At 68.7% G+C, this 18,250-nt stretch carries 17 protein-coding genes and 1 pseudogene; 13 read left to right on the forward strand and 5 right to left on the reverse strand.

From position 1 onward, the window contains the following. The 11 genes and pseudogenes from NA4_RS32315 to NA4_RS32365 all read left to right on the forward strand — a co-directional run. The coding region (locus NA4_RS32315; protein WP_084497665.1) for a hypothetical protein at window positions 1-1,018 on the forward strand (1,018 nt) is incomplete at its 5' end. 83 nt (window positions 1,019-1,101) lie between these two features. Then, window positions 1,102-2,229, forward strand: coding sequence for a glycosyltransferase family 4 protein (locus NA4_RS32320; protein ID WP_067478876.1), 1,128 nt, complete (start codon window positions 1,102-1,104; stop codon window positions 2,227-2,229). Between the two features lie 29 nt (window positions 2,230-2,258). Further along, window positions 2,259-2,642 carry a polyketide cyclase / dehydrase and lipid transport gene (locus tag NA4_RS32325; protein ID WP_067478879.1) on the forward strand — a complete coding sequence of 128 codons (384 nt, stop codon included), beginning with the start codon at window positions 2,259-2,261 and terminating at the stop codon, window positions 2,640-2,642. 37 nt (window positions 2,643-2,679) lie between these two features. Then, on the forward strand, window positions 2,680-3,117 hold the full coding sequence (locus tag NA4_RS32330) for an SRPBCC family protein (RefSeq protein WP_067478882.1): 438 nt from the start codon (window positions 2,680-2,682) through the stop codon (window positions 3,115-3,117). Window positions 3,118-3,140: 23 nt separating this feature from the next. Next, a complete protein-coding gene (locus NA4_RS32335) occupies window positions 3,141-4,415 on the forward strand; it encodes an ArsA family ATPase (protein WP_067478884.1) in 1,275 nt (424 codons plus the stop codon). Further along, window positions 4,405-4,830, forward strand: a complete 426-nt coding sequence (locus NA4_RS32340) for a hypothetical protein (RefSeq protein WP_067478888.1) — start codon at window positions 4,405-4,407, stop codon at window positions 4,828-4,830. Before NA4_RS32335 ends, NA4_RS32340 begins: the two co-directional genes overlap by 11 nt. Then, a complete protein-coding gene (locus NA4_RS32345) occupies window positions 4,827-5,843 on the forward strand; it encodes an ROK family protein (protein ID WP_067478891.1) in 1,017 nt (338 codons plus the stop codon). The genes NA4_RS32340 and NA4_RS32345 overlap by 4 nt, the downstream gene beginning before the upstream one ends. Before the next feature lie 168 nt (window positions 5,844-6,011). Then, entirely contained in the window at window positions 6,012-6,743 is a 732-nt protein-coding gene (locus NA4_RS32350) for a lysophospholipid acyltransferase family protein (RefSeq protein WP_067478894.1), read from the forward strand. 211 nt (window positions 6,744-6,954) lie between these two features. Beyond that, window positions 6,955-7,491 (forward strand): annotated as a pseudogene (locus NA4_RS32355) (RNA-guided endonuclease InsQ/TnpB family protein); the annotation flags it as partial. 126 nt (window positions 7,492-7,617) lie between these two features. Continuing rightward, a complete protein-coding gene (locus NA4_RS32360; protein ID WP_067478897.1) occupies window positions 7,618-9,180 on the forward strand; it encodes an alkaline phosphatase D family protein in 1,563 nt (520 codons plus the stop codon). A gap of 52 nt (window positions 9,181-9,232) precedes the next feature. Then, entirely contained in the window at window positions 9,233-10,510 is a 1,278-nt protein-coding gene (locus NA4_RS32365; protein ID WP_067478900.1) for an FAD-binding protein, read from the forward strand. Between the two features lie 19 nt (window positions 10,511-10,529). On the opposite strand, the gene NA4_RS32370 is transcribed toward NA4_RS32365, so the two are convergent. Continuing rightward, window positions 10,530-11,981, reverse strand: coding sequence for a pentapeptide repeat-containing protein (locus tag NA4_RS32370; protein ID WP_067478921.1), 1,452 nt, complete (start codon window positions 11,979-11,981; stop codon window positions 10,530-10,532). A gap of 214 nt (window positions 11,982-12,195) precedes the next feature. Next, window positions 12,196-13,887 (reverse strand): MFS transporter, encoded by a 1,692-nt coding sequence (locus tag NA4_RS32375; protein ID WP_157129433.1) that lies wholly within the window; start codon window positions 13,885-13,887, stop codon window positions 12,196-12,198. Window positions 13,888-14,029: 142 nt separating this feature from the next. Between NA4_RS32375 and NA4_RS32380 the strand changes: the two genes are divergently transcribed. Next, window positions 14,030-14,935: a sigma-70 family RNA polymerase sigma factor gene (locus NA4_RS32380; protein WP_067478906.1), complete on the forward strand. Its 906-nt coding sequence runs from the start codon at window positions 14,030-14,032 to the stop codon at window positions 14,933-14,935. Window positions 14,936-15,219: 284 nt separating this feature from the next. Here the strand turns inward: NA4_RS32380 and NA4_RS32385 are convergent, their stop codons facing one another. From NA4_RS32385 to NA4_RS32395, 3 genes are all read right to left on the reverse strand, one after another. Then, window positions 15,220-16,173: an SMP-30/gluconolactonase/LRE family protein gene (locus NA4_RS32385; RefSeq protein WP_067478909.1), complete on the reverse strand. Its 954-nt coding sequence runs from the start codon at window positions 16,171-16,173 to the stop codon at window positions 15,220-15,222. A 227-nt stretch (window positions 16,174-16,400) separates the two neighbouring features. Then, on the reverse strand, window positions 16,401-17,033 hold the full coding sequence (locus NA4_RS32390) for an NAD(P)-dependent oxidoreductase (protein ID WP_067478912.1): 633 nt from the start codon (window positions 17,031-17,033) through the stop codon (window positions 16,401-16,403). Beyond that, window positions 17,030-17,971, reverse strand: coding sequence for an EamA family transporter (locus tag NA4_RS32395; protein ID WP_307188612.1), 942 nt, complete (start codon window positions 17,969-17,971; stop codon window positions 17,030-17,032). Before NA4_RS32395 ends, NA4_RS32390 begins: the two co-directional genes overlap by 4 nt. Window positions 17,972-18,044: 73 nt before the next feature. Here NA4_RS32395 and NA4_RS32400 point away from each other — a divergent pair. Then, the coding region (locus NA4_RS32400) for a LysR family transcriptional regulator (RefSeq protein ID WP_157129432.1) at window positions 18,045-18,250 on the forward strand (206 nt) is incomplete at its 3' end.

An 18,250-nucleotide genomic window follows, 5' to 3' on the forward strand; every position in this document is an offset into this window, starting at 1 on the left:
AGCCGAGCGACCGCCGATGACCGGCATGCGGAGATTGCGCGAGTGGTGGTCGGCGCGGCGGCGCTTCGAGTTCTGTCTCACCGTCGCGGTGGTGGTAACGCTGACCGGGTTGGGTGTCGCCCTGCTCATGCTGCCCACGGCGGTGCTGCCGGAAATGCGTGCCGCCCAACCTGGTTCGACCGATGTCGTGGGCCAGGCCGCGGCCGCCGATCCCCGGCTGGCCGAGGTGCGGCGCATCGTCGAGCCGTTCGGGCCGATCGTCGCCCACCCGGTCCCGACCGGTGCGGGGCGGCAGTCCCTGGTCGTCGGCCATCCCGCCCAGCGGGCCGACATCGACATCCTGGAGCGCGAGCTCCCCGCCGCCGTCGCCGCGGTGACCGATGTGTGGGGCACCGGCTGGGCGCAGTCGGCGCTGGTGGTCGTGGCCTCGTCCCCGTCCGAATTCGCGGGCCTGGTTCGCGCGAGCGGCCTCGTGCCCGCCGAGGTCGCGGCCGCGTCGATCGCCGACCCGTTCACGCCCGGCAGTCAGCCCACCGGCCAGCGCGTGGTCTTCGGACCCGACACCGGCCGCCGCCTCGATCCCGCGGGCATGGCCACCCTGCTGCGTCACGAACTCACCCATATCGCCGCCCGCGCCGACACCGTCGACGGCGCACCGCTGTGGATGCTGGAGGGCTTCGCCGACTACATCGCCAACCACGGGCAGGGCCGTCGTTTCGCCGACGTCGCTCCCACCCTCACCGCTCACGCGCACGCGGGCGACATCCCCGGCGACCTCCCCACCGACGCAGAATTCTCCGGCCCCAACGCCGCGCTCGCCTACGAAAAGGCCTGGTCGATCTGCGCTTTCGTCGCCGAGAAGTACGATCGGCCCCGCCTCGTCCAGCTCTACCACCGCATTGCCGCGGCCGAACAGACCCCCGCCACCGAAGACCGCATCCTCCGTGACGTCCTCGGCACCACCCGCGCCGACTTCCGCACCGACTGGAGCTCCTGGCTGCGGGCTCAGGCCACCTGATCACTGCCGGTTTCCTCGTCCCCGGGTCCCGGGCACTCCGCCTCCGCGCGTCGTGCGCAACGCCGCCCAGTATTTTGTTCCGCATGGCCCGAACTTTGCTGGTTACCAATGATTTCCCGCCGCGGCCGGGCGGTATCCAGTCGTACCTGCAGGCATTGGCTGGTCAGCTGCCGCCCGATGACCTGGTGGTCTATGCCCCGCGGTGGCGCGGCGACAGCCATCTGAAGTTCGATGCCAAGCAGAAGTTCCAGGTGGTGCGCCATCCCACCACCCTGATGCTGCCGACTCCGCTCGTGCTGCGCCGCGCCGCGCGCCTGCTGCGCAGCGAGCAGTGCGACACGGTGTGGTTCGGTGCGGCGGCGCCGCTGGCGCTCATGTCTCCGGCGCTGCGTCGTGCGGGTGCCGAGCGGATTCTGGCCAGCACCCATGGCCATGAGGTCGGCTGGTCGATGCTGCCCGGCGCACGGCAGGCGCTGCGCGCCATCGGCGAGCACACCGACGTGGTCACCTACGTCAGCCGCTACACCCGCCGCCGGTTCGCGTCCGCCTTCGGGCCGAACGCGGCGCTGGAGTATCTGCCGCCCGGCGTGGACTCCGAGGCGTTCCGCCCGGATCCGGCGGCGCGCGCCGAGTTGCGCGAACGCTACGGTCTGGGCGATCGCCCGGCCATTCTGTGCCTGTCCCGGCTGGTTCCGCGCAAGGGTCAGGACGCGCTGATCCTCGCGATGCGCGATATCCGGGAGCGGGTCGAGGGAGCCGTGCTGGTGATCGCGGGCGGCGGCCCGTTCGAGGCGAAGCTGCGCGCGTTGGCGGTGGCCGCGGACGTCTCCGATGACGTGGTGTTCACCGGTCGCGTCCCGTCCGGCGAGCTGGCCGCGCACCACACGCTGGCCGACGTCTTCGCGATGCCGTGCCGCACCAGGGGCGCGGGCCTGGATGTGGAGGGCCTCGGCATCGTCTACCTGGAAGCGTCCGCGTCCGGCGTTCCGGTGGTGGCGGGCAATTCCGGTGGTGCGCCGGAAACCGTCATCGAGGGCAAGACCGGTCGCGTGGTGGACGGCCGCTCCGTGCAAGAGATCGCCGACGCCCTGGTGGAGATCCTGTCCGATCGGGACGCCGCCGCGCGGATGGGCGCGGCGGGGCGCGCGTTCGTCGAGCAGCAGTGGCGCTGGGACAGCCTGGGCGCACGCCTGCGACAGCTGCTGCGGTGATCCGCGTCGCATCTACTACGCTCAGCGGAGTGAGCAGTTTCCAGGTCGCAGATCAGACCTTCGTCGCCGCATCGGGAGCCGCCGTCGCCGAGCTGCTGGCGGGACCGGACAGGTGGCGCCGCTGGTGGCCGGACCTGGTTCTGGCGGTCCGGGAAGACCGGGGTGAGAAGGGGATCCGGTGGTCGGTGACCGGCGCGCTGACCGGCACCATGGAGGTGTGGCTCGATCCCTCCCTCGACGGCGTGATCCTGCACTACTTCTTGCACGCCGAGCCGGTGCCCGCGCTGCCTGCGGGCAAGCTCGCCGCGGCGAACCGGGCGCGCCGCGTGGCGGGCAAGAACATGTCGTTCGAACTGAAGTCCCGGCTGGAAGCGGGTCGCCCGGCCGGTATGGCGCCCGCGCACATGTCTTGACGCACCAGCACCGACGCTGAAAGGAAGCGCTGTCCGCATGGCCGACCGGACCCAGAGATCGATCGTCATCGAGGCTCCGTCGCAGCAGGTGATGGCCGTCATCGCCGACCTGGAGTCCTACCCGCAGTGGGTGGCGGCGGCGAAATCGGTCGAGGTGCTCGGGCAGCGGCCGGACGGCCTGGCCGAGACCGCGCGGTTCGTGCTGGACACCGGGGTGGTGAAGGACACCTACGTCCTGTCCTACGACTGGCGGGCCGATCACAAGGCGGTCAGCTGGACGCTGCTCAGCGGTGAACTGCAGAAAGCGCAGCACGGTACCTACGAGCTGATCGATCTCCCCGACGGCACGACCGAGGTGGTCTACACACTGACGGTCGACTTGAACATTCCGATGATCGGCATGTTCAAGCGCAAGGCCGAGAAAGTGATCACCGATACCGCGCTGAAGGAACTGAAGAAACGGGTCGAAGGCTGATCGCGCACAAGACCCGGGTCGACCTGTTCATCGGCAAGGGAGGGGTAGGCAAGACCACGCTCGCCTGCGCCACCGCCGTGGCCGAGGCCGAGTCGGGCCGCCGGGTGCTGGTCGCCTCGCTCGATCAGGCGCACTCGCTTGGCGACGCGCTCGGCTTCCGTTTCCCGCACGATCCGGGCACCGTGACCGGCATCGCGACCGTGCTGCCCGGGCTGGACGTGATCGAGGTGGACTCGCTCGCATTGCTCGAGGACCGGTTCCGCGACGTGGTCCGGATGATCTCGACCGGTCGCCACCAGCACGGCATCGATCTCGCCGCCCTCGACCCGGCGGAGCTCACCGGGCTGCCCGGCGTGCAGGAACTGCTGATGCTGGTGGAAATCACCCAGTTCGCCGCGGAGGACACCTGGGACCTGATCGTCGTCGACTGCCCGCCATCTGCGGACATGCTGCGCATCGTCACCGCGCCGGACACGCTGCTGGGCTATCTGGAGCGAATCTGGCCGCCGCACGCGCGGGCGATGAGCGCCGCAGGCACCGATCTGCGCCGCGCGGTGCTCGCCGTCACGGTCGAACGGATCGTCAAGGCGGTCACCGAGGTTCGTGATCTGCTCGCCGACCACGGGCGTACCGGGGCGCGGCTGGTCACGGTCGCCGAGCGGGTGGCGGTGGCCGAATCCGAGCGGGTGCGCTCCGCGGCGGCGCTGCTTGGCCTGCGCCTGGACGCCGTGGTGGTGAACAAGGTACTGCCCGATCTCGCGCCCTCCGATGCGGATGGAGCCGAACATCCGGCGGTGCAGTGGTATTCGAACCGGCGCGGCGAACAAGCGGACGTGATCGCCGAGTTGCGGCGCAAGATGCCAGGCGTCCCGGTGCTGACCACGCGGCACACCGGCGCCGAGCCGATCGGCCTGAATTCGCTGGCCGCGCTGTCGTACGTGGTGGACTCGGCGCGCAACGCCCGCGACGCTGCGCTTATGCTGAGCGACAATCAGACGGAGGTCGACGCGAATTCCGGCGAACCGCTGGTTCGACGGGAATCCGGCACCGGGTTGCAGTCGGTGTACGCGCTACGCATGCACCTACCGGTGGTCGACGCCGCGACGCTGCGCCTTGGCCGAGTGGAGGACGATTTGATCGTGGGAGCGGACGGTGTGCGGCGCCGGGTGCGCCTGGCGCCGGTATTGCGGCGGTGCACGGTCGAGGGCGCCGAACTCGACGACGGACATCTGGTGGTGCGATTCCGGCCGGATCCGCGGGTCTGGTCGATGTCCGAAAGCCCCGACTATGACGGGTGATCCGCGTCCGCCCGTGGACGACGAGGCCGGCGGCCACGCCGGGCCCGATGACATCGCCGAATTCACGGAGGAACTGAAACTGCTGGCCGAGGCGGTGCTGGAACGCGTCGAGCCGGTGTTGCGGCGTGCCGCCGAAGGACAGGTCGAATGGTCCAGTTGCAGCTGGTGCCCGGTGTGCGCGGCCGCGGCGCTGGTGCGCGGCGAGCACCACGAGGTGCTGGCCGCGGTCGCCGAGCACAGCACCGCGATCGTCACCGTGCTGCGCGAGGCGCTGGCCGGGGTGCCGGTCGATCCCGTCATGCCTGCCGACGCCGACCCGGAAACCGGTGCGCCGCATCAGCACGGCCCGCGCGAGGACGTACCGGACCAGGAGCGCCCCCGCTACGTCGACATCCCCGTGACGATCAAGGTATGACGCACCAGGTGGCCGGCGCGCGACCCCTGACCGCCGGAATCGACGTCGGCGGCACCAACATTCGTGCCTCTGTAATCGATGGCGACGGCGAAGTGCTCGACACCGTCGCAGCGCCGACGCCACACTCCGCGCGGGCACTGGAGGACGCGATCGACCGTGCCGTGCGCGACCTGTGCGGCAGGCACCCGATCAGCGCGGTGGGCTTGGCCGTCGCCGGATTCATCAACGGCGACCGCTCGACCGTCCGCTTCGCCCCGCACCTGCCCTGGCAGGACGCGCCGGTCGCGCAGCGGCTCAGCGAACGCCTCGAGCTGCCGGTGATCCTGGAGCACGACGCCAACGCCGCGATGTGGGCCGAGTACCGGTTCGGCGCCGCGGCCGGCGGGCACAACGTGGTACTCATCGCGATCGGCACCGGCATCGGCGCCGCCCTGCTCATCGACGGCCAGCTGTATCGGGGCACGCACGGTGTCGCGCCGGAACTCGGTCATCTGCAAGTGGTTCCGCAGGGGCGGCCCTGTCCGTGCGGCAAGCAGGGGTGCTGGGAGCGTTACTGCAGCGGAACGGCGCTGGCCGACACTGCGATCGAGATGCTGGCCACCGACCCGGTGCGGTCGGTGCTGGCCAGGGATGTGGCACGCGATCCGGGGTCGCTGACCGGACGCCGGGTCGCGGGCGCCGCGCAGGACGGCGACCCGCTGGCGGTGCGGGTGATGGCCGACTTCGCCCGCTGGCTCGGGCTCGGGCTCGCCTTCGTCAGCGACATCTTCGATCCGGACCTGGTCGTCATCGCGGGCGGCGTGAGCAGTTCGGCGCCGCTGTTCCTGGACGAGGCGCGCGAAGAATACGCGCGCGCGGTCACCGGCGCGGGGCACCGGCCGCTGGCCCGCATCCGGACCACCCAGCTCGGCGAAGCGGCGGGCATGATCGGCGCCGCGGACCTGGCCAGGTCGGCGCTGTCCGCGGGCGCGCGCAAGTCCGCGCGAGTGGCGCGGACGCGTCATCGACCCTGATATGACCTTCGTGGCCTGCGGCGCGATGTTGCGAACTCGCGACCTTCCGGCGCCGCGCCGAAGTGTGGTGAGATTCGCCGCTGCGCTTGGATGTGATCTTGCACCAGCGGTAAAGTCGGCACTTGACGCAGGTGCCCGCAACTATCCCGGCTTCGGGGGAAGGACGTCATGTTCTACTGGCTGCTGAAGTTCGTGCTGCTGGGACCATTCATTCACCTCTACAACCGGCCTACGGTCGAGGGTGTGGAGCACATTCCGGCGCATGGGCCGGCCATCTTGGCGGGTAACCATCTCTCCTTCGCCGACTGGCTGTTCGCGCCGCTGCTGAGCCCGCGACGGATCAACTACCTCGCCAAGGCCGAGTACTTCACCACCCCGGGCATCAAGGGCCGCCTGCAGAAGTGGTTCTTCAGCGCCACCGGCCAGTATCCGATCGACCGCAGCAGCGCCGACGCCGCCGAGGACGCGCTCGTCGCCGCCCGCAAGCTGCTCGATCAGGGCCGCCTGGTCGGCCTCTACCCCGAGGGCACCCGCTCCCCCGACGGCCGCCTGTACAAAGGCAAGACCGGCTTGGCGCGCCTGGCGCTGGAGACCGGTGTCCCCGTCATCCCGGTCGCCGTCATCGGCACCGACGAGGTCTCCCCGCCCGGCCCCTTCCGCTGGCGCCGCAGGAAGGTCACCCTCAAGTTCGGTGAGCCCATCGACTTCTCCCGCTACGACGGCATGGGCGGCAACCGCTTCGTCGAGCGCGCCGTCACCGACGAGGTCATGTACGAGCTGATGCAACTCACCGGCCAGGAATACGTCGACGTCTACGCCCACAGCCTGAAGAAGGGCGTCCCGAGCGGCAGCCGCCCCGAGGCCGTGCCCGTGCGCATCCCCGACACCGCCGTCGGCTGACCGGAAGCCCAACTGCGGCCCGCGACCAGTTGGTCTCGGGCCGCTTTCATATCGGGCCTCGGTCACCAGGTTACGCGAGCAGGAAAGCGACAACTCGAAACACGACTGCCGTAGAGACGGCGAACACAACGGCCGTCGACCTTCCCACTCAGCGCTAGCCGGAACCGAAATGCGCTGCGCAATTTAGTATTCCAAGAACCAGGCTAGGTCGGCGGCGAGACAGGCCCGTTACCAGCGGATGATGGCCCGCCGCAAACCGCAACGCAGGCAGCCGAGTTCGAACGGCTACCGGGCCGTGAAACAACAGGCCGCGAAGCTGCACAAGAAGGTCGCCAGGCAGCGGGCCGACACTGCCCGCAAGTGGGCCAGAGCGGTCGTGACCGAATTCGACCGGCTCGCGGTGGAGGACTTCAAACCGAGGTTCCTGGCCAAGTCCACGATGGCTCGGAAGGCGGCCGACGCCGCGATCGGCGCGACGAAGACGGCGCTGCTCGAGATGGGCCGTAAGCACGGCCGGGAGGTACGGCTGGTACATCCCGCGTACTCGACGATGGATTGCAGGATGTGTGGTGCGAGAGCCAAGCACCGCCTCTCGCTGTCCGAACGAACCTACCGGTGCGAGGACTGCGGACACACCTCCCCCCGGGACAAGAACTCCGCACATGTCATGTTGAACAGGGCTGGTTTCACTCCTGCTGGTGTCGATTGCGCAAGACCCGAGCGCTCGCCGAGCGATCAGGCAGCATGAGCCAGGAATCCCACCTCTGGGTCGGGAGGAATCAACTTCTAAAACGGCAGGCCCCCCGGCTCTTGTTGACCGAACGGACTGAACCCGTTTACGTGGCGTTGAGATAGTCGCACCAGGATTGCCTTCATGACCGGCTCGGACTTCGGACTCTCCCGGCGCACCGTGCTGCGCGCCTCCGCACTCGGACTCGTCGCCGTGCCTGCCCTGGCCGCGTGCTCGTCGGACGGGCCCGGCCTGGTCCGTCAGCGCCCGGTGCTGACACACGGCGTCGCGGTAGGTGACCCGCGCGCCGACGGTGCCCTGATCTGGGCACGTGCCGACCGCCCCGCCACGTTGATCGTGGAGACCGCCGCCACCGAATCGTTTACCGACGCCAAGCGTTTCACCGGGCCGCTGCTCACACCGGATTCCGACGGCACCGGCCGGGTGCGGGTCAACGGCCTGCCCGCGGGACAGCAGGTGCACTACCGGGTGACACTCCAAGGCGAGGACGGCGCCACCTCCGAACCCGTCACGGGCGTGTTCCGCACCGTGCCCACCGCCGCGGCGGACATCAAACTGCACTGGTCCGGCGACGTCGCGGGCCAGGGCTACGGCATCAACCCGGACCTGGGCGGGATGAAGATCTTCGCCACCATGGCCGCCCGCGACCCGCACCTGTTCCTGCACTCCGGCGATTCGATCTACGCCGACGGACCGCTGAAGGAATCGGTCACCCTGCCCGACGGCAGAATATGGCGCAATGTCGTGACCGAGGCGAAAAGCGCTGTCGCGCAGACCTTGGCGCAGTTCCGCGGCAACTACGCCTACAACCTGACCGACGACAACTACCGCCGCTTCAACAGTTCGGTCGCGCAGGTGGTGCAGTGGGACGACCACGAGACGGTGAACAACTGGTACGCGGGCGGTTTGGTCGCCGAATCCAAGGGCTACAGCGAACGCAGCATGGATACCCTGGCCGAACGCTCCTGGCAGGCATTCCACGAATGGATGCCGCTGGAACCCAAGGAGGCGGTGGACGGACGGCTGTATCGCAAGATCGCGTACGGCCCGCTGCTCGACGTCTTCGTGCTGGACATGCGAACGAACAAGGACGCCAACGACGCCAACAACCGGCCCGACGGCCGCATTCTCGGTCCGGCACAGACGACATGGCTGATCGACGGCCTGCGCGAGTCCAGGGCAACGTGGAAGATCATCGCCATCGACATGCCGCTGGGTGTGATCGTCCCGGACGGCGAGCAGAAGAACATCCGCGCCTACGAAGGCCCCGCCAACGGCGACCCCGGCGCGCCGTCGGGCCGGGAAAGCGAGATCGCGCGGGTGTTGTCGTCCATCAAGGCGAACAGGGTGACCAACGTCGTGTGGCTCACCGCGGACGTGCACTACACCGCGGCGCATCGCTACTCGCCCGAGCGCGCGGCGTTCACCGACTTCGACGAGTTCTGGGAGTTCGTCTCGGGTCCGCTGAACGCGGGCGCGTTCGGCCCGAATCAGCTGGATGGCACATTCGGTCCGGAGGCGGTTTTCGTGCACGCACCGCCGGTGCAGAACAGTTCGCCGCTGGACGCCTACCAGCACTTCGGCGAGCTGCGCATCGACGGGAAGTCAAGCGAACTGACCGTCGATCTGTGCGATGCGAGCGGATCGGTGCTGTTCAGCCAGCGCCTTTCACCCGCGTTTCGATAGCACGCGGCATCGGGCGAGCGTGACGGGCCGCGCTATGGTTAGCTTTCGTGCCATGAGCACGCCGCACACTGTCTCCAACGCGGAAGAATATCTCCCCCGCGATACCGCTGATGTCGTTCGCACGGTGCGGGATTCACGGGGTCGAACGCAACGGTTGATGGTGCGCGGCGGCGAGCTGGTCGACGAAGGGCTCACGTTGCCCGATCAGCCCACCGTGGTGTCGCTGCGCCGGATGAACCAGGTGCTGGACATCAACCTGGGTAGGCGCACCGTCCGGGTGCAGGCGGGCGCCAAGCTCTCCGACATCGACCGCAGGCTCGGCGCGCACGGGCTCGGTCTGCCTGTCGTCGGCGACCACCGCGACATCACCGCGGGCGGCTTCGCCTCGGTCGGCGGCGTCAGCGCCGCTTCGCACAAGTACGGCATGTTCATCGATCAGATCGTCGACCTCGAGTACGTCGACATCGACGGGCGTATCGGCACGTGCGGGCGCACCCACCACACCGATCGATTCCAGCGCATCCTGGGCGGCGGCGGGCGCGCGGGCATCATCACCGCGCTCACCCTGGACGCGATCGAGGTCGACAAGGACCGCACCTGGCTGACCACCTCCGCCGACCGGTTCCTGGATTTCGACTCGTTCGTCGAGCACGCGTACACCGAGATCGCCCGGCCGGGCAACGCCGCACTCCAGGTCGGCCGCTGGGTCGACACGGCGCCGTTGAAGGTGGCGCGTCCGGTCGGCACCGGCCATGTGCAGCTGGGCACCGTCCGCTTCGGACAGTGGTCGAGCCTGTACCCCACCGCGCCCACCCGAGGACTGCGAGCCCGGCGAGAAGTCGGGTCCCGGGCGCGGAAATCGCTGGGCGCCATCGCCTCCGCCGCACCCGGCAAAGCGGGCATGCCGGTGCGCAACGCCGCCGCGGGCGCGGTGCTGTTCGCGCCGAAGGTGCAAACCCTGCGCGACGCCGAATATCTGGCCGATACCGCCCTCAGCTCCTCCGAGCGCGGCCCGGCCTACCGGGTAGGCATTTTCGCGCCGCTGTCGAGTTACACGTCGGTGTTCTACCGCCTGCACGACCTGTTCTCCGGACACCGGGAACGCACCGGCTGCTTCACCGTCATCTCCGCGATGACCTACGGCGTGCGCTCCCGCTACCTGCGCGGCGAATCGGCCGCCCGCGGCCTCTCCTCCGAAGACCACGGCCTGATCACCTTCACCTGCCGGCTCCGGACCGCCGCACTGGCGTCGGAACTCCTGCGCGACATCATGTCCGGGATCGAGGAGATCTGCCGTTCGGAGAACGCGCTGCGCTACGAGGCCGAATAGCGGGAGCCTCGCAGAACGATCACCCTGACCGTGCGGGCGGAAGTTCGGCGGGAGCGGGCGGCCACTCGTCCGGTTTGACGCTCGCCGGTTTGGCGGCAGGCTGTCCGTCCCAGTCGAACGTGACGCCGACCCATGCCTTCGGGCGGTCGAACCGCACCTCCCTGGCCTCGAAGTGAGTGCCCGCGAAGGTGATGGCGCCGAAGAAGTCGCTTGCACGGAAGCTCACCTCGCGCCCGCCGAGCCGCGCGCGGGCGAACGAGACATCGCCGTGGAATTCGGCGTCGTCGAAGCGGACGCTGCCGGTAGCACTGCCGAAACGACGCAACCGTCCACCCGGATGGCCGAAGGATGCCTGCGCGAAAGAGGTGGATGCGGCATGGAACAGGGCCGCGCTGATATCGGTCTGCGCTCCGCCGAATATCGCCCTGTCGAAGATGACTTGGGCTCCCTCGAAGGTCGCGGCGCCGAACTCGACATGATCGGCGAGGAACCTGGCTTCGGCGAAGGACGTGCGCTCACCGCGGAACGTCGCGCCACGAAACCGGACTGCCGAGCCGCGGAAAATCGACCGGTGGAACGAGACCGGTGAACCGAAGACCGCACCGTCGAATTTGAGTCCGGCTCCGCGTGGCTCGGTATGTGCCGAGTCCCTGAGCGCGAATGTCACATTGTCGAACAGTGTGCGGACGCCGCGGAAGACCGCATCGCGGAAGGAAACATACCGCCCGGTGAACTTCGCGTATTCGAATGTGGTGGCGCGAGACCCGGTGAACACCGCACGCGCGAAATAGGTGCGCTCTCCAGAGAACACCGCATACCGGAAATCGGCATCCTCCAACACGGCGTCGGCGAAGTCGAAATCACGGTCCGACCAGGATATTTCCGCCGATGGCCGAACATGGGCGACGACCACGTCGACAATGGCGCGGCGGACCTCGCGATCGTTCTGCCGGAATTGGTAGCGCCGCTCCACCGCCACGCCGTTGTGCTCGACGGTCTCGGATCGGGATACCAGGTGATCGGCCCCGGCCTCCGGTTCGTACGGCAGGCGCAGGTATCCACACAGCACATCGATGCACTGCTGCCGCCTGCCGGGCGCGCCGAATTCATCGGCGACACCGGCCATGGCATACACCCCGGCGATGCGCACCGCGACATCCGGATCACCGAGCTGCTTCGCCGCCGCACCGAACAGCTCCGCGAAGCGTGCGCGCTCCTGATCGCGCTGCCTGCGATAGGACACCACGAGCGCGACGGCACCACCGACTCCCGCGGTCACCGTCAACGCGATCTTGGTGAGCTCCACCTGATTCGGCGTCTCCGCCTTCGCCCCGAGCAACAACCACAGCAGCCACCAGGCGATCCCCACGATCAGCAATCCACCAACAACCGCCAGCAGCACCGCCAGCAACAACGCCGAACGATGCGCCCTCCGGCTCACCCGCTCGCCGAACCTCCCCAATCGCCGCACAGCGAAATAGTAGCGACCGACATGCGACCACCGCACACGAGTCGATTCCCATGGCATTCCACTATCTTTCGGCCCTGAGCACCGCGCCGACGATGTTCATCCGGCTCGGCATGCGCCGAGTTGGAGCGCAGTGAACGGGAGCACGGTGCCGCGTGGCGACCTCGTCGTCAACGTGTCGAGCGGCCGTGGGAGTGAGGGCGGATCCGGCGATGTCCTACACATCTTCGGGCTCCCGTATCCGGCGCGGCAGCCCGAAGATGCCGAGGTAGACCGCGATCGTGGTGCCCGTCCCGTACCAGAGGGTGTAGCCGAAGGTGCGGGTGAAGTTGTGGGCGTTGGCTTGCAGGCCGGCGTCGGTGAGCATGCGCTGCAGCGCGGGCGGGGCGTCGGGACGGGCCCTGCAGCTGTCCGGGACCTGGGTGGGGTCGGTAGCGGCAGACCTGTCGTGGACGCAGACGCGGAACCCGTCGACAAGGGCGTCTCGAGCCGCGGCCGGCACGCCGTCGGCGGTGAGTTGGCGGTGCAGGGCCGGGGTGACCGCATCGACACCGCGATCGGACTCGTGTGCGAGCTGGGTGAAGAACACGACGCCCACCAAGGCGATCCCGAGCGCCATCCCTACTTGCTGGACGGTGCTCAATGTTCCGGACGCCGACCCCGCGTCCCCCGCTGGGACACCGGTCAGGATGAGGTCGACCATCGGCGCGACGACCAGCCCGAATCCGAAACCCGCGACCGTCAACGGGACGATCATCTGCCAGGACGTGATCCCCGGTCCGTAATAGGTGGCCACCCAGATGTAGCCCGCGAACCCGGCAGCGTTGACCAGCGCACCGGTCATGAGGACCCGGCGCCCGAACCGGGGCACGAACACCAGCACCGCCAGCCCGGATCCGGCGGCAGCGCCCACCGCGAACGGGGTGGCGGTCAGCCCGGCCCGCAGCGGTGTCCACCCGAGGCCGATCTGCATATAGAGCATCCATACGAAGAAGAAGCCGCCGAGCGCGACCCAGAAGATCACCCAGGTCGCCATGCCGGTCGAGAAGGCCCGTACCCGGAACAGGGTGAGCGGCATCAACGGCGACCCGACGGTGCGGGCACGCCGCCTTTCGTAGCCGACGAACACACCCAGCAGCACCAATCCGGCGGCCATGAGCGCAAAGGTCCATGCGGGCCAGCCCAGACTGCGTCCTTCGGCCAAGGGATAGGCGACCATGACGACCGCGGTGGTGGCGAGCGCGACCCCGATCGGATCGAGCCGGTTCGCGGCCGGTGAATGCGATTCGCGGACCAGCACCCAGGCCGCGGCCAGCGCGCAGATTCCGACCGGAACGTTGATCAGGAATATCGGGCGCCACCCCCAACCGAAAAGATTCCACTGCAGCAGCACACCACCGAGGACGAGGCCCGCTACCGAAGCAGATCCCAGCACTCCACCCCATATGCCCAGTGCCTTGCCCCGCTCGTTCGCGGGGAAGCCGACCTGCACGATGGCCAGGATCTGCGGCACCATCAGTCCTGCCATCGCGCCCTGCAACACTCGTGATCCGATGAGCATGGCGGGGTCGGCGGCGACACCGCACAGTCCCGACGCGAGGGTGAATCCCGCAACGCCGATCAGGAATACTCGTTTGCGGCCGTAAAGGTCACCGAGTCGGCCACCGGTGATCAACAGTGCCGCGAACCCGAGGACGTAACCGGCGACGACCCATTCCATCTGGGTGTATGCGGCGTCCAAGTCCCGGAGCATGCTCGGGATCGCCACGTTGACGATGGTGATGTCGAGCAGATCCATGAACCCGGCTACCAGCAGCACGACCAGGGCCAGCCAGCGCCACGGGTCCGGCTCCGGCCCGGCACTATCGCGGGTGGCGGGGCCGTCCACGCCGACCGCTGCCTGTGTCATCGGGTACGAGTCCTCGAGCATGGCGGTGGGTCCTCCCTGGTGATCCGCTTCGGGGGTGACATCCGAGGCTGATTGATTCCGTCATATCTATGACGGATGAGGTCGGAGGAAGATGACAGATGGCGTCGGAGGACGATGACGGATGGACGACAGGCACTTGCTCGCCGAACGGTTCGAACGCGACCGCGGCCACCTGCGGTCGGTCGCCTACCAGATGCTCGGCTCACTCAGCGAAGCCGATGATGCGGTCCAACAAGCCTGGTTGCGGCTCGACCGCGCCGACACCGGCGACGTGGACAACCTGACCGGCTGGCTGACCACTGTCGTCGGGCGAGTGTGCCTGGACATGCTCCGCGCGCGCCGGGCCCGGCGGGAGGAATCTTCGGGGCTGCAGACACCCGAACCGCTTCGGCCCGAGCCCGGCACCGGTGCCGACCCCGAGCATGAGGCGATCGTCGCCGACTCGGTGGGCTTGGCCTTGCTCACGGTGATCGAAACGCTCACCCCGGCCGAACGCGTCACCTTCGTGCTGCACGACCTGTTCGACGTCCCGCTGGCCGAGATCGCGCCGATTCTGGGCCGCTCGGTGAACGCGGCGGCGCAGCTGGCTTCCCGTGCCCGCCGCCGGGTCCGCGGAGCCGACCCGGTCCTCGACTCGGACCGAGCCCGCCACAGGCGCATCGTCGAAGCCTTCCTCGCGGCCGCACGCAGAGGTGACTTCGAAGACTTGCTCGCCGTCCTCGACCCCGATGTCGTGCTCCAGGTCGACGCCACGGCGGCGCCTACCCGCCATCCGCTGCAGCTGCGCGGCGCCAACGCTGTCGCACGCGGGGCGCGCACCTTCGCGGAACGGGCTCGTTTCGCGTTGATCGCGCTCATCGACGGCCGAATCGGCATCCTCAACGCACCACCCGGCCGCGCGGCGCTGGTCCTCGACATCACAGTCACCGGTACCCGGATCACGGCGATCGACATCATCGCGGAGCCCGACCATCTGCGCTCACTCGATATCGTTCCGCTTCGCTCCGAAGCGAACACAGCGACGTGAGCCGTGTGCTCGACACTTGCCGAGCGCTGCGTGCAGTAGCGGCTCGAGCCGAACCGGGTCCGCACTCCTCGACGCTCGCTCGGACACCCGATACACGGCGTGGGAGGGATCGGCCGGCATCGCGCAAGGCTGACTCGGACAGGCCCCGCTGGTGTACGTCGGCGGAACCCATTCGCCGTCGCGGTTCGCCACGAACACCCGGAACCGGCAACAGCCGATTCGCCTGCTCAGAGTCGATTCCCCAGCATCCCACTATCTTTCGGCCCTGAGCAGAGACTCACTGGTTATCGGGCGTAATGCGGCTTGGGTCGATCGACCGCGACGGCGTTGTACGGTGTGGTCGGCGCGGGCGGCGTGGTGAAGCGGGCGTTCGGCAGGTACAGCTGCTCTCCGAACGCCGCGACGGTCGTCGGTACGTCGAAGCGCGGGTCGGTGACGCGCCGTTCGACCGTGCCCGTGGTGCCTGCGTGGTCGAGCGCGACCACGGCGATCGCGTTGAGCCGGTTCTGTACGACATACAGTGTGCTGCCGTGCAATAGCAGTCCGTCGCCGCCCGGAACCGTCTCGGTGCCGAGATCGATCTGTTGTGTCACGCCGGTCGCCGGGTCGACGCGGAAGAGTCGGCCGGTCACCGACTGGACGATGATCAGCCCAGTGCCGTCGGGGGTGCGTACGATCCCGTTGGCGTTGATCGCCCCGGCCTGGTAAACGATGTCGCCGGTCAGCGGGCATCGTACCACCGCAGCGGGCGGTGGCAACGCACCGTCGCTGCCGAGAGGCAGGTGGTACAGCACGGGCATGCGCGAGTCGGTGAACCACGCGCCCGTGGGTGTGAGCACCACATCGTTGACGAACGTGTCCGGCGGCATCGCGAACCGGTAGCTCGCCAGCACCGCTCCCGCAGCGGCGTCCACGACGCGGGCGTCACCGCCGGTCCCTCCCGCGACGAACAACCTTCCGCGGTGGTCGACAGCGAGCCCGAACGACGGCGTGCCCGGCCCGGGGCCCAGGATCGCGCCCTCCCCGGTCACCAGGCTGGCGCGGTAGATGGAACCGTCTGCCCGCGAGCCGAAGTAGGCCACCGGCAGCGACCCGATCGCAATACCCTCCGGCTGGAACCCGGCCGGTAGATCGATCGCGGTGGGTACCGGACGACGCTCCGCCGCCGAGTCGGCGTGTACCAACACCATCACGACGAGGCAGGCCAGCGCGGCCCTGGCACCAAGAACTCCCTTCATCGCACCCTTCCCTCCATCGTCTCGGCCGCGTCCGCCGGACGATCACCGGATTCCCGTTGCGACGAGCGGCACATCCCTGCGGCAAAACGCGAGAAGGTTCCTCCGTGGTGTGCCACTCGCCAGAGGTCGCGGGGTGGCGGGCGCTGGCCGCTCTCGAGCGTGCAGTACGCCGCCAGCTGGGCGACGCGGGCGACCCGGACCGGGCAGCTCGGAGGTCGACATCGGGGCTAGTAGCCGATGGTGAAGTGTTTGCTTTCGCGGGGGTTCTCGAGTTCGTCGAGGACGGCCACGGCGAGGTCTTCGGCCGAGATCCGGGACGCGCCGTCGGTGTCGGTGATGAGTGTGGTTGTGCCGCGCCGGTATTCGCCGGTGCGGCGGCCGGGTTCGAGGAGGGCGGGCGGGCTGAGATAGACCCAGTCGGCCTGGTGTGCTCGACAAGCCTCCAGTTGGGCGGCGCTGGCGGCGGCGATGGTTCGGATTGCGGGCGGCACGTACTCCGGGGTGTCGAGAACGAGCCAGCCGGGGCGTCCGGGGACGTGCAGCGGGGCGGCGCCACCGACCACGAGGATGCGCGTCCGGGTGGTCGTGGCTGCGTCCAGCAGAGACGTGGTGGTCGTGGTGACGGTGTGTTCCTGCCCGGGCGCAGGACGGGTCGCGGCCACGATCGCGTCTGCGTCGTCGAACAGTCTGCTCATGTGGTCGTGGTCGTTCGCGTCACCCTCGACGGCGATCACGCTGGAGGGCAGGGCGGTCGGCCGCTGCTTCCGGAATACCGCGATGAGGTCATGGCCCCTGCGTGCGGCTTCGGTGACGACGCGTGAGCCGACCATGCCATGGGCGCCGACGACGGCGATCTTCATTCGGGTGTCCCTTCAGAAACAGATCGGGTGGGCGCGGGAAGCTGTCCCGCGACGATCGCGGCGAGCGCCAACCCGAACCCCGCCAGTTGGATCGGGCCGAGCGTCTGCCCGAGCAGCAGCGCGCCGAGAACGGCCGCGACCAGCGGCGAAAGCAGGACGAGCACCGCGACCGAGGTGACGGGCAAGGTGCCGATGCCGCGGAACCAGAGGACATAGGCGATCAGACCGCCGACCAGACCGAGCCAGAGGTAGCCGAGGGCGGCGGTCAGGTCGATCCCGGGAGGCGGCCCCTCGACGAGGAAGGTGACCGGCACCAGGAACAGACCTCCCGCGGCGAGCTGCCAGCCGGCGAAAGCGGTAGGAGTGGCCTCGGCAGGACGGCCCCAGCGCTTGGTGAGCGTCAAACCGAGGGCCATCGAGGCCGCGCTGGCCAGGCCCGCCACGATCCCGGTCGGGTCGAGCGCCGCGGCCGGTCCGAGCACCACCAAGCCGACACCGACCACGCCGGTCACTCCCCAGGCGAGGCGCCAGGCAGAGGGTTGCTCGTGCAGGATGATCACCGCCAGCGTGGCGACGATGAGCGGCTGGGCCGCCGCCAGGGTCGCGGCGACACCGCCCGGCAGGCGTTCGGCCGCGATGAACAGCAGCGCGTTGAGCAGGCCGATGTTCAGCACGCCGAGCACCGCGGCTTTCCACCACCATCCCCCGCGCGGCAGGATCCGGGTGATCGCCAGCGCGATCACGCCGGCGGGAAGCGCACGCATGACCGCCGCGAACAGCGGATGTCCCGGCGGCAGAAGCTCGGTGATGACGACATAGGTCGTGCCCCACGACATGGGAGCGATCGCCGTCAGGGCGACGCCAGACAGATTTCCATCGGGAGCATCTCTGCTGAGCCCGTCGGAAACCTGCTGTGCTGCTGGACTATTCACACTCACTATCTCACCCAGCGGCAATCAATGAGTCCAACACATGTTTGTCACTTGATCAATCGTGATTCACGATTGATCCATGGAACTCCAGCAGATGCGCTACGTCGTCGCCGTCGCCGAGACGAACAGCTTCACCCGGGCGGCCGAACGATGCCTGGTCGTCCAGTCCGCCCTCAGTCACCAGATCGCGCGGCTGGAGCGGGAACTGGGCGCGAAGCTTTTCGAGCGCACCAGCCGCCGGGTGCGGCTGACACCGGCCGGTGCCGCGTTCCTCCCGGCCGCCCG

The sequence above is a fragment of the Nocardia amamiensis NBRC 102102 genome (assembly GCF_001612745.1).
In the GTDB taxonomy this organism is placed as follows: Bacteria; Actinomycetota; Actinomycetes; order Mycobacteriales; family Mycobacteriaceae; genus Nocardia; species Nocardia amamiensis.